The sequence below is a fragment of the Paramagnetospirillum magneticum AMB-1 genome (genome assembly GCF_000009985.1).
Lineage (GTDB): Bacteria > Pseudomonadota > Alphaproteobacteria > Rhodospirillales > Magnetospirillaceae > Phaeospirillum > Phaeospirillum magneticum.
Genome location: NC_007626.1, coordinates 1583783 through 1597784, shown reverse-complemented (window position 1 = coordinate 1597784; position 14002 = coordinate 1583783). Strand labels below are relative to the sequence as shown.

Here is a 14002-nt window from a genome sequence, read left to right as displayed (position 1 = left end):
GGGAAGCGGCGGAATAGAAATACCGCAAGCCTATGCCGGGGCCGTGCCCAGGTGCGACGTACCATCGACCGCACCCCCGACCTCCGTCCAGGTCCCGGCGGCAACGAGCTGTCCTTGCTCAAGAACCAGCACGTGATCGGCCCGCTCCACCATCGACGGACGATGGGCGATCACCACCACGGTCAGCTCCCCGCGCAGATGGTCCAAGGCATCAAGAATGAGCCGCTCGCTGCCGGCATCCAGGGCGCTGGTCGCCTCGTCGAGAATCAGCAGCGCCGGGTTCGACAGCAAGGCGCGGGCCAGGGTCAGCCTTTGCCGCTCGCCTCCGGACAGCCGGGCGCCGCGATCGCCCACCACCGTGTCGAGCCCCTGCGGCAAATGGCGGACGAACCCGGCCGCCGCCGCCTGCTCCAGCGCGCGCCAGAGCGCCGGTTCATCCGCATGGGGAGCGGCTGCAAGTAGGTTGGTGCGGATGGTGTCGTGAAACAGGAAGCCATCCTGGGGCACATAGCCGACCCGGCTCCGCCACTGGCGGCGCAGCGCTCCGTCGAGAATCGTGCCATCCACGCGAAGGCAGCCTTCAGAGGGCACGGTCAGGCCAAGCAGAATGTCGGCCAGGGTCGACTTGCCGGCCCCAGACTCCCCGATCAGCGCCGTCATCCGCCGGGCAGGAATCACCGCGCTGATATGGCGCAAGGCGGCAGGACGGTCCTCCGAATGACGGTAGCCGACGCCCTCCAGCCGGATCTCACCCCGCAGGTCCAAGGGGCAAGGGGGCTGTTCGTCCCCGTCCTCCGCCGCCGCCCGGCAATGGGCCAGCAGCGCCATGGCGCCGGCATGGGCCGGTAAGGCGAGCAGAACCACCCGCCAGCCCTCCTGAATCTTCAACAACGTCGACAGAAGACGGATATAGGCCAGCAGCAGCACGGCGGTATCGGCCAGCGGCAAGCCGAACCCCCGGGTCGCCACCACCAGGGCCAGCGCCACGGCGATCGCCGCTCCCGCCCGGGTCATGACGGCGGCGGTGGCGACCGCCACCAGGAATCTGCGCTGGGTGGCCCGCAATGAGGTCATGGCCCCGACGAAGACGGCATGCCGGGTCCCTTCCATGCCGAAGGCGCGGATGACGCGCATTCCCGCCAGATTGTCAGCCAGCGCCGCCTGCCAGGCCTTGCCGGTCCGGCCCTGTTCCTTGCCGAGCAGGTGGGTCCGCCGATGGAGAGACCGGGCCAGCAGCCCCCCCACCAGCACCAGCGCCAGAACGCCTGCGGTCATGACCAGCGACAGCCGGGCCGCCACGGCCATCAGGACCGCGACCTCCAGCAGCCATCCGGTCAGGTTCAGCAGAAACTGGACGCCATGCGCCGCCTGCACGGCCTCGTCGGTCAGAACCCGGGTGACCTCGGCCCCTCGCAGGCGGGAAAAGGCTTGCCACTCCATGCCCATCAATGCGCGATGCAGCCGGCATCGCAGGTCATCGACATAATCCATGCGCAGGCGGCTGGCCGCCAGGGTGCAACCGGCCACCACCATGGCGGCCCCGCCGATCAGGCCGACATAGAGCGCCAGAGCGAGTTCGATGCTGGTCGGGCCCAGCCATTCGGCCAGCATGCCGGGCGATCCGGTGATTCCCAGCAGGCCCAGAAGCGGAACCAGCAGCAGCAGACCGATTCCCTCAGCCGCGGCCATCACCGAGGCTCCCGCCATGACAAGAGCGAGGCGAGAGCCGGCGAAGGCGGTCAGGTCGCGAACCAGCCGGACAAACTGGGCGGCTGCCGTCTCGGATGAGATTTCACCCAAGAGCATGCCCCTTCGCCGTCTAGCGTCGGTCAAGGTTTGCTCCGGGCGCGGAGAAAATGGCGATCGGCTGATGGTCGCAGCCACTCTCGGCACCGGTCACCACGGTCTGGTTGCTGAGACTGCGGGCGTGGGCCCGGAGCCCCGCCCCGTCCCGCCCCACGGAGAAGTGAAGCTCCACCGGAAGCCGCCGCCGCCGCAGCATGATCGCCGCCGCCAGCGCCTGCTGAAGGCAGACGGCGCGAAAAGGGGCTCGGCGGGCGATGCGCCGGATTGCCTGACCGATGGCCGCCGCCTCGGGAACGGACGGCATGCGGGAGACAAGCCCCAAATCCCGGGGCGAAACGGCGTGATGGTGAAGACCCGCCCAGCGGACGGCGATCCTGAACGGCAAAACGGTCAACAATCGGGCCCCCGCCAAGGCCAGCCCGGCCTCCATCAGAAGCGGCAACGACGACCAACGCCGACCGTCGACCGGCCTGGGCTGGTCGGATGATCGCGTGGCCCCGGCCCCGGATTTCTTCCGGAACACGCCGTCATCCCCGGAGCCATCGGCCAGGCGGGAATTATCCCGTCCATAGAACGGCGAAACCGGTCCGTCGGGAAAGGTCTGCATCGTCTCGAAGTCCGCGGCGACGGCAGTGTCGCTGAAGCGGAAATTGGCGTAACGGATGACCAGGACCCCTCCTGGCTTGAGGCATCGGGCGAGGTCGGCAACTGAGCGCTCGAAATCGGCGAACCGGATTTCAGGGTCGCAGCGACGGGAGTCGTCGCTCAGCCGTCCATGGCGGAATATGGCCATGGCAAAGATGGCGTCATAGCTTTCCGAAGCCTCTCTGGCGGTGGAATCCGCCACGTCAAAAGACAGACGAGGGTCGCGGCCATCCCGGCGCCACCGCCGGCGACAGGTCCTGACATTGTAGGAATTGACGTCCAGCCCCCTGATTCGCGCGGCGGGAAACCACGATTTCAGGGAAAAGACCTCCTCGCCGGTGGAACACCCAAAGGACAGAATCCGGATGTCGGCACCGTCGCCGACCCGATCGCGCACGAAAGAGAATATCTTCGGATAGCGGTCGGGAAATGTCGTGCCATAGGGCTGAAAAATGGTGCGCTTCCCGCCATAGCGCGCCAGGGCGATTCCCCGCTCTTCGGGATAGCGGATGATCCCATAGCACGAGCGCGCCAGGGCATAACCAGGCAGCTTGCGCAGGCGGGACTTGACCGCTTCGGGTATCGGCAAGCCTCCTGCCATCGGCCGTTACCCCACGACGTCGACGAGACCGGCTTCGCGCAGGCGGGTCAGGACGGCCAGGACGTCCCCCTCGATGACCTCGGGGGCGGCGTCATAATCGAGCAACAGGGCCTGGCAAAGGCTCTGCACGCTGAGAGGTTCGGCAATCCGGCCCCAGATATCGCTGCTGATCTCATCGAAGGCGTAGTAGAGGCCGCGCTCGACGCTCATCACCACCACTTCGTCACCAACCTCGGCGGCCAGACACGTGGGCGACCGCACGATGGTCATGTCTGGACGGATGGTCACGGCGCGGCTCTCCCTGGCGGCTAGGCTCCGGCGACCATAGCAGGAACCCCTTTCGAAAACCAGCCACGGCTAAAGAGCGGTCAATTATTGGCACTTTCCCGCCATGCGAGAAACCCGGCCATGTCCAGGCCACGCGTCAGCAGGTGGAAATACTCCCGCCTCCTGGGCTCGGCTGCCGCCGCGTCTCGCGGCCAGTGGTCCAGCAATCCCTGGATGCGATCCAGGTCGATGACGCGGCGGGCCAGGGGGGATGAGCGCAGGCGGGCCAGGTCGGCGATCATTGCCGGGCGGGCGGCGCTGAGACGGGTGAACCAGTCGCCGTTCTGGGTGCCGGCGGTACGGTTTCCCACCGTCTCGGCCGGCACCTGCCCGGCCAACAGGCGGCGGGCCAGTGACCGGGTGACGCCATTTCTCAGGAACTGGTCCAGGGGCAGGGAACCGAAAAACTCCAGAACCCGGCGATCGGCCAGGGGAATACGCAGGTCCATGCCGGTCATGGCGCGCAGGACGCCGCGCACGTCACGGGCGGTTTCATCGCAGAGCAGCCAGCGGCGAGCCTCGAAGGTCGAGTGGTGCCCCCCGTCCACCCGCTGGCGGTAACGGCCGGTATCCAGGCTTTGGTCCAGGCGAATCTCGCGGGTGAAGGCCGGGTTGAGCGCTGAATGGCTGCTCCAGGGGGATGGCCCCCGCCCGAGCCGGCGCATCCGCCAGGACAAGGGCTCGAACGGCCGCAGCACTTCCCGCTTGAAGAAGTAGGCGGCGCTGCGCCCCTCGTTGCGGGCCAGCGCCAGCAAATGCCCGGCCAGCCGCCCCCACCGCAACCCCAGGAACAGCTCTGGCAACAGGCTGAGCCCGGAATAGCTGAAATAGCCGTTGCCCTGCTCGCCGCCCAGCAGGACCCGGCTGCCCTGCCCCTCCATGAATCGGTAGACGGGAAAGAACCAAGCGATATTGACCGAAGCCCCGGTCGGCTGCCCCCCTTCCAGGTGCCATCTCCTGGCATCGCTCTCGCCCCAATCACCACCGTCACCGGAGATGGGATACCAGTCAATACCAGGGTGAAGCGCCGCCATGGCCGACGCCCGGGGCGATTCATCATGATAGTTGCAGGCGGTATCGCCGGGAGTGGGCCCATCGGGGACCCGGGTGACGGCCAGCAGCCGCCTCGGCCCAAGGCGACGCAGGGCGGTGGTGACGATGGTGGAACTGTCCAGCCCGCCGGTCAGGCAGGACGTCACCGGCCCCTCGGCCTGCAGCGCGTCGTCCATGACGGTGTCGAGCACTTGGCGCGCATGCTCCTCGACCTCGGAATCGTTGCGATGGCGCAGGGTGCCGGGGCGCGGAAGCGACCACCAGCGGCTGACCCGGGTGCCTTGCGCGGTCAGCACTGCCACATGGCCCATGGGGACGCGATCAATGGCACGGTAAATGGTGCGTTCCGGCTGGCTCTGGTCGAGGATCAGGCTGGCCGCCAGGGCATGCTCGTCCAGATCCAGGGGAATGTCGGGCAGGGACAGCAGGGCGCGCAGACGGGTGGAAAAGGCGATCAGCCGTTCACTGCGATGCAGGAACAGGGTACGAAATCCCGCACCGTCACGGGCCAATGTCAGGCGGCGCTCGGAGGGCTGCCACACGGCGAAGGCGAACGATCCACAAAGCCCCTCCAGGACACCGTCGACCCCACGGCGCTCCAGGGCGGTGAGGATCGGCAGGGCGCCGGGATGGCTGTCGGCGACCAGAACCGCGCCGGAAGCCCCGGTCAGCGGCTGAAGCTCCCGCGCCTCCCCCGGAGTGAATGGCCGAGCCGGGCGACGGTGGACCAGGGCGACCGGCCCCGATCGCCAGATACGGGCCGGCGCGACATTGCGGCCGTCCAATCCCTGGGCCATCCGGGTGAGGTCCGCCTCGTCGACAGGCCGCCCGTCAAGGCGCCACATCCCGGCAAAATCACCCATGGAACATCAGGCTCGTGATGGAAATCAGGAAAACGTGGTGGCGCCGCTGCCATCGTTGCCGGTGCTGCCATTGGTGGCGGTTTCCTCCACCGCCAGAGTGGTGATCTCCGGCTTGTGCCAGGGCTTGCGGGCGGGGGCGTCTTCCGTCGCGGGAGGGGATTGGTCGCTCATCAGCGGAACTCCATGGGCAGGGCTTGGGCCGGATCATAGCGCGGCCGGACGTTAGGGACAATCAGTTGAAGTGAGGCCCGGGGGCAAGCCGAAGAATGGGGCGAAGGCATGCGGCCTCCGGGGCACGCCCCCGGGGAACAGCTATACGAATACGGGTAGCACTTGCAACATAGCACCCGCTACAAATCCAATACACTTATGCATACAATTTTTCAGTTGTCACGTATCAACACAGTTTCTGATTTGACTCATACCCACAATTGTTTTCTCCTTATAGGACACTTCGTTGCAACCAAAACATCCCAGGCGTGACCTGCGATCAAAAAGGAGCGTGACATGACGGAGGCATTTCTTGGCGAGATTCGCCTTTTTCCACTGAACTGGGCCCCGACGGGCTGGCTGCCCTGTGACGGCCGCTCCATGCAGGTATCCGCCAATGCGGCCCTGTTCTCCCTGCTGGGCAACCAATTCGGCGGTGACGCAAAGACGACCTTCTTCCTGCCCGATCTCCGCGGCCGCACCATCATGGGGCAGGGAAAAAACCCGGTGACAGGCGTCTCGTATGTGACCGGGGCCTATGGCGGCACCGAATCGGTGACCCTGACGACGGCGCAGCTTCCGTCTCACCAGCATCAGGTGGTGGGGGACCAAACCGTCGGCGCAACCAATCCGGCCGACGACAACTATCTGGCCGTGCCCATCTACAACGGCACCCAAAAAAGTCTCTACAACTCGGGGACCAAGCCTGTTCCGCTCAATCCAGCATCGGTCAGCACAGTCGGAGGAGGGGCGGCCCACACCAACACGCAGCCCTACCTGGCGCTTGGCTATTGCATTTGTACTAGCGGCTATTACCCGCCCCGTCCCTGATGAAATGAAGAGGCAAGATCATGGATTCGTATCTCGGTCAGATTATTCTCTTCAGCGGCAGCTATGCCCCCGTCAATTGGGCGGTGTGTGACGGCCACCAGCTGAGCGTCAGCCAATACCCGGCTCTGTTCTCCCTGTTGGGGACCCAGTTCGGTGGCAATGGCACCACCACCTTCGGTTTGCCGGACCTGCGCAGCCGCCTGGCCATGGGCTTCGGCACCGGCCATGTGGACCCCAAGGCGTCCAACAGCGCGCCGCTGACACCGTATGGCTTTGCCACCAATGGCGGCGTCGAGACGGTCACCTTGACCCAAGCCCAAATCCCCCCCCATACCCACACGCTCAATGCCAGTGGCGACCCGGTGGTCAGCCCGAACCCCAGTGGCGGTGTCCCGGCCAGTTTCACCGATGGGACTCATGTGGCCTATTTCGACACCCCGAACCCGATCCCTTCGGGCATGACCATCACCCCCAAGCAGCTTGGTGCCAGTATGGTCACCACGGCGGGGGCATCCCAGCCGCATGAGAACCGCATGCCATATCTTGGCCTCATGTACATCATCCGCATTGAGGGTGGAATTTTCCCCACTAAGGGTTAACGATTTCAGGGAGTTATGGTCATGGCTGACGCTTTTATTGGAGAAATTCGCGCATTTCCCTACACCTTCACCCCCGAAAACTGGCTTCTTTGCGATGGGAGCGTATACTCTATCGGCCAATTCCAGGCTTTGGCGGCCATTGTCGGCACCCTTTATGGCGGCAACGGCCAGACAACCTTTGCCGTTCCGAACCTTAGCGGCACCACTTCCGTGGGACAGAGCACGCTCACGACCCAGGGTGCCCCCGCTTCATCGCTGAGCCCGGTGCGGTTGGGAGGAAAGGGCGGCACCGAGACAGTCCAGCTCGCCTACTCGGGGCTTCCCTTGCACAACCATCTCATCTATGCCGAGTCCGCGGCCTACGCGAAGACGGCGACATCCTACAAGGCGACACCGACCCCCGGCGTCTCCTACCTATCGCGCTATTTCGAGACTAACGGCACAACCACCCCTACCGCCGTGCTGGCCTATAATCCGGTGACTCCGACCTACACCAATCCGCCGCCGCCGACGACGAGCCCCTCAGCCCCCGTCGTCATGAGCAATGCGATGTTGTCGCCGCAGATCTGCAACGACGACCCTCACGAGAATCGCCAGCCCTACGTCCCGATGCGCTTTTGCATCTGCTGGAACGGCGACTGGCCGGAGCGGCCTTAAGCCCATGCCCGTTCCCGGCTTCCATTGTCCACAGGCACTGGCTGCCAAGGGATACAGACTTGTAGCGGAAGCGGCAGAGCACCTGCCGTTTCTGCGCGGGCTTTTCGCCGCCCTGCGCCAGACCGAACTGGCTTTCCTACCGTTCAGCGACGAGCAGAAGGAACGCTTCGTCCACCAGCAGTTCGACATGCAGCGCCGCCAGTATCTGGGCCAGTATCCCACGACCGCCTTCTGGGTGGTGGGCGGCCCCGACGGCTGGGTCGGCCGGTTCTACCTGGCCGCGGATGACAGGGGGGACGTGCGCATCCTCGACATCAGCCTTGCCCCTCAATATCGGGGGCAAGGCATTGGCGGCACCCTGATCTCGGAGCTTCAGTCGGTTCTGGCTCCACTCGGGCACGGCGTGTCCCTACATGTGGAAAAGACCAATCCCGCTCAACGCCTCTATCAGCGTCTGGGATTTCGCATCACCGGCGATACCGGCCTATCATGGCGCATGGACTGGCGGCAAGCGGGGGACAGTTTGGAAACCGCCTGAAACGCGCTATCATCGCGCCGCAGAACGGAGAATGCGATGAGCGGCGGCGCCCCTCCCTTGCGCTTCGCGGGACGAACCGCGGACGAGAATCTGGCCCATGCAATCGAGGCCGTAAAGCTTCGGGTGTTGCCCTCCGGCGCCCTGGATTTTGCCAAGCCGCCGTCGCGAAGCGAATGGTATCTGCTGGTCCGCTCGGCTCCCGATCTGCGCTGTCAGGAATATAACGCCTTCCTCTTCCGCCATGCCTATGCGGGAACCACCGTGCCGCGGGGCTGTGGCGAGTGCTATAAGATCAAGATCGTTCCTCCGGATTTACGTGCCCTGGTGGCGCTGCGCAGTCTTCTCGAATCCCTGACCGGCCCCTGCAAATGTGGCGTCGACTTCTACAACCCGCATTCGCGCGATTTCTACGCCGGGTTCTTCTATTATGACGGCCTAAATGCCGCCCGTGCCGATTATCCTGCCCTGCGCGCCGCCATCGACGCCCAGCCCCATCTCGGCCCCGACGTCCCGATGATCATCAAGCGCGGCTGCTCCAATTACGAGGCGGCGTGCGGGCCGTCCGACCGCTGGACCTTTCCCGAGGGCATGGCGGAACTGGAAGCCGGTCTTCGGGCACGCTTCCAGCCCACCATCCCCGCCCCCGCCGATTACCGGCTGCGGCGGATGACGGCCATGGTCCATTGGATCAAGTTCGCCTACTGGATCAAGGACGACTCCTATCTGGACTTCACCGGCGGCAAGCCGCTCCATCCGCCGACCGTGGGCTATTCACCCGACACATAGCCGAGGCGCCGCATCATCGCCCCGTGGGCGGCAACGATGCGGGCCGCCTGCCGGGGGGTCAAGACCTCGTTCCAGGCTCCCGCCCGCCCCTGGCGGAAAAAGCGCTCCAGGACCGGCGGCCTCTCGCTGAAGCCTTCGTTTTCCTCGGCGGCCCTCAGCGCCTCGAAGCGGCAGGCGGAAACAGTCCGCGCGATCAGGCCGTCCCCAACGGCAATTCCAAGGAACTCCGCCAGCCGCCCGACCCAGGTGATGGGATCGGCCAGCAGATCCTCGTAGCGAATCAGCAGCAATGGCCCTTGGGCGGCCGCCCGATCCAGCCAGGATGCCACGTGCCCGGACCAGTCCGTCAGGCACTGCTCAGCCTGGGAATTGTACCGGTCATTCACGCGCGCCAGAGTGAAGTCCGGCTTTTCCATGCGGTCCAGGGCGCCATCCAGCGGCACATTCATATGCAGGGCCCAAGACGGCGCCACGTCGCGCGGATCGCGAACGGCATAGACCGTCCTTGCCGTCGCCTCCGGCGGGAACAGCCTAGGATCATAGGCATCGTGAACCTTGACGAAGCGCGTCTCACCCCCGCTTTGGGCCAGATGGCGGTAGACATCGGCACGGAACACGGCCAGTTCCGGCGGCACCATGTCCTCTGTCGGGATATCAAGAATCTCTTCCAGCCAGTTCCTGGCCGCGCCGTTGGGACAGAACCGCCCAAGAGACGCCATCCTAGGCGCTGCGCCTCCAGCCTGCAGGCTGGCAATCAGGCAGCGGATCCAGGTATTGCCGGACTTGGGATAGGAGGCGACCCAGGTGATGCCGCTTTCGCTCATCGTCCCGGCAAAGCCTCGATCAGTTCCACCATGGCCCCCACATCGTCAAAGGTCTTTGGCCGCTCCAGCCGGTAGACGGGAACAGCCTCGGCGATGCGCCCGGCCTCGGCCAGCAGCGCCGCCGCGCCGCGCAGGTGCTGGCCGATCCCCGGCCGCTGCACATGGGAGCGAAGATCGGGCACCGCCGCCACCGCCCGCATGCGCTCGATCCGCACCAGGGGGCCGTCCTTCAGAACGACGATGCCGTCCAGCCGGCTCGGCTGGGGATCGAACGGCCCGGACGGGGACAGGCCGTACTTTTCGAGAGATCCGCGCACCCGTGGCAACCCCTCCACGCCAACCCCCAGTGCCTCAAGCGACTTCCGCCACAGTTTCAGGCGGGGATAGGCCGGCAACAAGTCCACCCCATCCGAGCCGGCGCGCAGCACCGAAAGGTCGTCGGACAGCAACTGATGCCCCCGATTGACCAGCCCAAGGGCCAGGGTCGACTTCCCTGCCCCGGTATGCCCGGCCAGGGCCAGAGTCCGGCCGCCGATCCGCAGCGAGGCGGCATGAAGGGGATAAGCCCCCCTCTGATGACACAAGATGGCCAGGGTCGAGCCCAGCAGGAACAGCCGCCAGCTTTCCTCGGGATCGCGGCGCAGAATCTCAACCGTAATCCGCCGGCCGTCCTGGACCAGGATGCGGACCAGATTGCGAATGTGAAGCAGCACCGAACCATCGGCACCCACCACGATGAACTTGCCCGGCGTCACCGCATCATCCAGATGGTCGGGAACCGATCCTTGGACGATGACCAGATCCGCCGCCGAACCATCGCCGCCGCCGCCCCAGGTGATCAGTTCCGGGAGCAACAGGTCGCTGTCAACTCGCCATGTGCACAATCGATAGGCGTAGGGGAGGCGCATGAATCTCTTCGGCAAGCGGGAGCGGGGCACTGGCGTATTTCAACATAAACCGCCAGCCGGGAAACTCAACCCCGGGAAGCAAAATCGGCGGGACCGGAGCACTACCGGAGTGGTGGTGGACGCCAGTCCGGACGAATGCTATAGCGGTACCAGCCCCTGGGAAGCGATGAAAGCCGGATTCAGCTCACAAGACATGACGTTTACGGTGTTTGTCGCGGTGCTGGTGCTGGCTCCGCTGCCTCTGGGCTCGTTCCGACCCTGGAGCGGCGCGCTGGCGGCGACGCTGCTGGGCCTGATCGCCACGGCCTGGGCTCTGGTCACGCTTCGCGCTCCCGAGACACCCGGTGTTTCCGCCCGGGTCCTGGCACTGCCCCTGGCCCTTTACGGCGCCGCGCTGATCTGGGGTCTGGTCCAGATTCTGCCTCTGGCGCCCGAGGGATGGGACCACCCCATCTGGGCGCAGGCCGAGGCAGCACTGGGGCCTTTGCCCCGCAGAATTTCCATGGCCCCGGCGGCCGGGCGCGACGCCCTGGCGCAATTGCTGGCCGATGGGCTGGCATTCCTCCTGGCGGTTCAGATGGGGCGCTCGCCACGCCGGGCCGCCCGTCTGGTCGAAGCGCTGGCTTTGGCCTCGGGTGCCATCGCCCTTTACGGGCTGGTGGTTTATTTTAGCGGCAGCGAAACCATCTTCTGGCTGGAGAAATGGGCCTACCGCGGCGACCTTACCGCGGTCCTGGTCAATCGCAATCACTATGCCACCCTGGCCGGGCTCGGCCTGCTGTGCTCGGTGTCCGCGTCTCTCGCCCGCTGGGAGCAGCGCGGTGGCCGTGAATGCCTGCGCGGCCTTTTGGGCGGCAAGGACCGCCTGACGGCCGGCTTACTGGCCAGCGGCGGGCTCACCGCGCTGGCCCTGCCCTTCACCCATTCCCGGGCGGGCATGGCCGTGGCGGTGTTGGGCCTGTGTCTGCTGCTGGTGCTGAGCCAGCAACGCAACTGGAAACGTCTGGCCATTCTGCTGGGACTGACCTGTGGTGCGGCCCTGATCGCGGTCCTCGAAATGGACGAGCGGCTGACGGAATTGGGTGCCGACGTGCCCCAGCGCATGCGGGTTTGGCAACTCTCGTGGGAATTGCTGGCCGAGCGCCCCTGGCTGGGCCAGGGCCTGGGCGCCTTTCCCGATGCTTTTCAGGCCATCCGGCCGGGCTCGATCACCCAGATCTGGACACAGGCCCATAATTCCTGGCTGGAACTCATGGTGGAGCTGGGCGCACCGGCGGCCTGCAGCCTGTTTCTGGCCGCCGGATGGGCTTGGCGCCGCTGCCTCGTCGCGGCGGTGCGGCGCCACCGGAACCGGGACCTGCCCGCCCTTGGGGCGGCGGCCGGATTGCTGGTAGGCGCCCACGCCCTGGTGGATTTCAGCCCTCAGATTCCCGCCGTTGCCTATGTCCTGGCCGCCATGATGGGAGTGGGAGTCGCCCAGTCCTGGTCCAGCCGGATGGGCTCGGTGGTTGAATGAGATGACCGAATTCGACCGCCTGCCTCCGGGCTTCCGCCTGTTGTGCCTGGCGGCACGCCCCCGCCGCGCCGTCCCCGACGAGGCCATCGCCGCGTGCGCCGCCGCCATTGGCGATTGGTCCCAGGTGGTGGCTGGGGCAACAAGCCATCACGTGGTGCCGCTGGTGGCCGATCTGGCCCTGCGACCGGGGGCAGCGGCCATGCCGGCCGCGGTCAGAAACGATCTGATCGGCCGTCGGGACCGGCAGGTCCGGCGCTGCCTGCGGCAAACGGCGGAGTTGATCCGCCTGACCCAGGCCATGGAAGCCAGCGGCATCCGCTGCCTGGCCCTCAAGGGCGTCGCCCTGTCCCAGCGGATCCACGGCGATCCGTCGCGGCGCGGTCTGGGCGATATCGACCTATTGGTGGATCCCCTGCGGTTCGACGCGGCGCGCACGCTGCTGGCCGGGCTCGGATACGCTCTAGACGACCCCAGGGTGGCGGCCAGCGGCATCGAGCGATCCGCCACCGCCGTCCGGGATCTCGCCTTCCGTCATGCCCACGGGCATCTGCTGGAACTGCATCAGCGTCTGACCCAGGACGAAAGCCTGCTGCCCTTTTCGTTCGAAACCTTGTGGCAGGGGCGGCGTACGGTCCCCGGGTGGACATGGCCGGTCTTCACTCTTTCCGCCGAGCACGAGGGGCTTTACCTCCTGGTCCATGGGGCCGAACACGGCTGGACCCGCCTGCGCTGGATCGCCGATCTGGCTCCCCTGTTCCAGGACGAGCCCCTGTACCGGGCTGCACAGGCCCAAGCCGCCGCCTTGGACCTTGGCCCGGGCATTACCGACGCACGGATTCTTTGCCGCCATCTGCTGGAAGCTCCCTCTCCCGCTGGGGAGGCGGAGAAGTCCCGTGCGGTGATCAAGCGCCATCATCGCTGGTTCGTCGCAGAAACGGCCTGGGTCCGTCCCCCGGCGCCCGACCAAGTGAATTGGTACCAGATGCGCGAGCTTCGGCTGCGATGGGGGCGCTACACGCTCCGCCGGACCTGGAAGGGGGCGGCGTCATGCCTGCTGGCCGACCTGTCCGAGCCGGTGGACTGGCACCTCTTCAACCTGCCGCCGGTCCTGCGCTGGCTCTATCCCCTGCTGCGGCCCCTGGGCTGGCTGATCCGCCGCTATCGGGCACGCCGCCAGCCCGAACCGGTCAGGGCGGGCCGTGGAGGTAAGGTTCCTCGGGATTGAGACGGTGGATGGCATAGCTGCGGGTGAAGTGCTCCCAATCTTCCTGGGACACCGCCTTGAGGTAGGGCGCGATTTGATCGTACCCGCCGCGCCGCGCCGCCACCATGGCCAGCCGCCCGGTTTGCCAGCGCCACAACGCCAGAACCAGACGCCCGAAAGCCTGCTTATCGCCATCGTCCATGTAAGGCCACAACCGTAGCCCCAGGTCGACCCGGCGGGGCGTGGCATCGTATTCCAGGGCGTTGGTCAGGGCCGACAGCCGCAGGGCCCTTGCCGCGTCCGGCCCCGGCGGCAAGTCCAGGGCCAGACGCATCCAATTTACTGAATCGCCCGGGGCCAGCCGGGCAGCCCGGCGCAGGGCCTCCACCTCGGCAGGGCGATCGAAGCGCCGCTTATTGATGCGGGCCGACAGGCGCTCCAGGCGGTCCGACGTGGAAAAGGTCTCGGCCCAGGCGACGGCCGCCCCCAGCTCCGCCACCCGGTCGACGGGCATGGCGCCCCCCTCGGCGAGGGCTTGCATGGTGGCGTGGTGGGGCAGCAGTGCCAGCTCGCGCAGGGCCGCCGGCCCGACCAGACCCATCAGGATCAGCCCCAGGAAGCCAACGAGAACTGC

General features: G+C 66.2%; 15 protein-coding genes. 7 read left to right on the top strand and 8 right to left on the bottom strand.

The features are described from left to right. Positions 1 to 30: 30 nt before the first annotated feature. From AMB_RS07400 to AMB_RS25920, 5 genes are all read right to left on the bottom strand, one after another. Positions 31 to 1800, bottom strand: a complete 1770-nt coding sequence (locus AMB_RS07400) for an ABC transporter ATP-binding protein (protein WP_158303947.1) — start codon at positions 1798 to 1800, stop codon at positions 31 to 33. A gap of 19 nt (positions 1801 to 1819) precedes the next feature. Continuing rightward, positions 1820 to 3040 (bottom strand): lasso peptide biosynthesis B2 protein, encoded by a 1221-nt coding sequence (locus AMB_RS23290; protein WP_050750659.1) that lies wholly within the window; start codon positions 3038 to 3040, stop codon positions 1820 to 1822. An 18-nt stretch (positions 3041 to 3058) separates the two neighbouring features. Then, a complete protein-coding gene (locus tag AMB_RS07385) occupies positions 3059 to 3340 on the bottom strand; it encodes a PqqD family protein (RefSeq protein ID WP_011383873.1) in 282 nt (93 codons plus the stop codon). An 80-nt stretch (positions 3341 to 3420) separates the two neighbouring features. Beyond that, a complete protein-coding gene (locus tag AMB_RS07380) occupies positions 3421 to 5295 on the bottom strand; it encodes an asparagine synthase-related protein (protein ID WP_011383872.1) in 1875 nt (624 codons plus the stop codon). Between the two features lie 24 nt (positions 5296 to 5319). Further along, positions 5320 to 5466 carry a hypothetical protein gene (locus AMB_RS25920; protein ID WP_011383871.1) on the bottom strand — a complete coding sequence of 49 codons (147 nt, stop codon included), beginning with the start codon at positions 5464 to 5466 and terminating at the stop codon, positions 5320 to 5322. Between the two features lie 336 nt (positions 5467 to 5802). Between AMB_RS25920 and AMB_RS07375 the strand changes: the two genes are divergently transcribed. The 5 genes from AMB_RS07375 to AMB_RS07355 are packed head-to-tail and all read left to right on the top strand — an operon-like array spanning position 5803 to position 8916. Then, a complete protein-coding gene (locus AMB_RS07375; protein ID WP_011383870.1) occupies positions 5803 to 6336 on the top strand; it encodes a phage tail protein in 534 nt (177 codons plus the stop codon). 20 nt (positions 6337 to 6356) lie between these two features. After that, positions 6357 to 6935: a phage tail protein gene (locus tag AMB_RS07370; RefSeq protein WP_011383869.1), complete on the top strand. Its 579-nt coding sequence runs from the start codon at positions 6357 to 6359 to the stop codon at positions 6933 to 6935. A gap of 21 nt (positions 6936 to 6956) precedes the next feature. Then, on the top strand, positions 6957 to 7592 hold the full coding sequence (locus tag AMB_RS07365) for a phage tail protein (RefSeq protein ID WP_043746258.1): 636 nt from the start codon (positions 6957 to 6959) through the stop codon (positions 7590 to 7592). 4 nt (positions 7593 to 7596) lie between these two features. Next, entirely contained in the window at positions 7597 to 8130 is a 534-nt protein-coding gene (locus tag AMB_RS07360; protein ID WP_011383867.1) for a GNAT family N-acetyltransferase, read from the top strand. 36 nt (positions 8131 to 8166) lie between these two features. Then, positions 8167 to 8916, top strand: coding sequence for a hypothetical protein (locus AMB_RS07355; protein ID WP_011383866.1), 750 nt, complete (start codon positions 8167 to 8169; stop codon positions 8914 to 8916). Here AMB_RS07355 and AMB_RS07350 read toward each other — a convergent pair. Next, positions 8898 to 9740: a sulfotransferase domain-containing protein gene (locus AMB_RS07350; RefSeq protein WP_011383865.1), complete on the bottom strand. Its 843-nt coding sequence runs from the start codon at positions 9738 to 9740 to the stop codon at positions 8898 to 8900. The genes AMB_RS07355 and AMB_RS07350 overlap by 19 nt on opposite strands. Beyond that, positions 9737 to 10648 (bottom strand): hypothetical protein, encoded by a 912-nt coding sequence (locus AMB_RS07345; RefSeq protein ID WP_011383864.1) that lies wholly within the window; start codon positions 10646 to 10648, stop codon positions 9737 to 9739. Before AMB_RS07345 ends, AMB_RS07350 begins: the two co-directional genes overlap by 4 nt. Positions 10649 to 10841: 193 nt before the next feature. Here AMB_RS07345 and AMB_RS07340 point away from each other — a divergent pair, with 193 nt between their 5' ends. Together AMB_RS07340 and AMB_RS07335 are read left to right on the top strand one after the other, a co-directional pair. Continuing rightward, positions 10842 to 12164 carry an O-antigen ligase family protein gene (locus tag AMB_RS07340; RefSeq protein WP_043743734.1) on the top strand — a complete coding sequence of 441 codons (1323 nt, stop codon included), beginning with the start codon at positions 10842 to 10844 and terminating at the stop codon, positions 12162 to 12164. Position 12165: 1 nt separating this feature from the next. Then, positions 12166 to 13389, top strand: coding sequence for a nucleotidyltransferase domain-containing protein (locus tag AMB_RS07335; protein ID WP_011383862.1), 1224 nt, complete (start codon positions 12166 to 12168; stop codon positions 13387 to 13389). On the opposite strand, the gene AMB_RS07330 is transcribed toward AMB_RS07335, so the two are convergent. Then, positions 13352 to 13969 carry a hypothetical protein gene (locus AMB_RS07330; RefSeq protein WP_148207329.1) on the bottom strand — a complete coding sequence of 206 codons (618 nt, stop codon included), beginning with the start codon at positions 13967 to 13969 and terminating at the stop codon, positions 13352 to 13354. The two genes, AMB_RS07335 and AMB_RS07330, sit on opposite strands and share 38 nt — an antisense overlap. Positions 13970 to 14002 lie beyond the last annotated feature (33 nt).

Excerpts from the sequence above, each read along its gene's own strand:
- AMB_RS07355 (WP_011383866.1), top strand. The coding sequence starts at position 8,167 with ATGAGCGGCGGCGCCCCTCCCTTGCGCTTCGCGGGACGAACCGCGGAC.
- AMB_RS07365 (WP_043746258.1), top strand. The coding sequence starts at position 6,957 with ATGGCTGACGCTTTTATTGGAGAAATTCGCGCATTTCCCTACACCTTC.
- AMB_RS07340 (WP_043743734.1), top strand. The coding sequence starts at position 10,842 with ATGACGTTTACGGTGTTTGTCGCGGTGCTGGTGCTGGCTCCGCTGCCT.
- AMB_RS07360 (WP_011383867.1), top strand. The coding sequence starts at position 7,597 with ATGCCCGTTCCCGGCTTCCATTGTCCACAGGCACTGGCTGCCAAGGGA.
- AMB_RS25920 (WP_011383871.1), bottom strand. The coding sequence starts at position 5,466 with ATGAGCGACCAATCCCCTCCCGCGACGGAAGACGCCCCCGCCCGCAAG.
- AMB_RS07370 (WP_011383869.1), top strand. The coding sequence starts at position 6,357 with ATGGATTCGTATCTCGGTCAGATTATTCTCTTCAGCGGCAGCTATGCC.
- AMB_RS07380 (WP_011383872.1), bottom strand. The coding sequence starts at position 5,295 with ATGGGTGATTTTGCCGGGATGTGGCGCCTTGACGGGCGGCCTGTCGAC.
- AMB_RS07330 (WP_148207329.1), bottom strand. The coding sequence starts at position 13,969 with ATGGGTCTGGTCGGGCCGGCGGCCCTGCGCGAGCTGGCACTGCTGCCC.
- AMB_RS07345 (WP_011383864.1), bottom strand. The coding sequence starts at position 10,648 with ATGCGCCTCCCCTACGCCTATCGATTGTGCACATGGCGAGTTGACAGC.
- AMB_RS07335 (WP_011383862.1), top strand. The coding sequence starts at position 12,166 with ATGACCGAATTCGACCGCCTGCCTCCGGGCTTCCGCCTGTTGTGCCTG.
- AMB_RS07375 (WP_011383870.1), top strand. The coding sequence starts at position 5,803 with ATGACGGAGGCATTTCTTGGCGAGATTCGCCTTTTTCCACTGAACTGG.
- AMB_RS07350 (WP_011383865.1), bottom strand. The coding sequence starts at position 9,740 with ATGAGCGAAAGCGGCATCACCTGGGTCGCCTCCTATCCCAAGTCCGGC.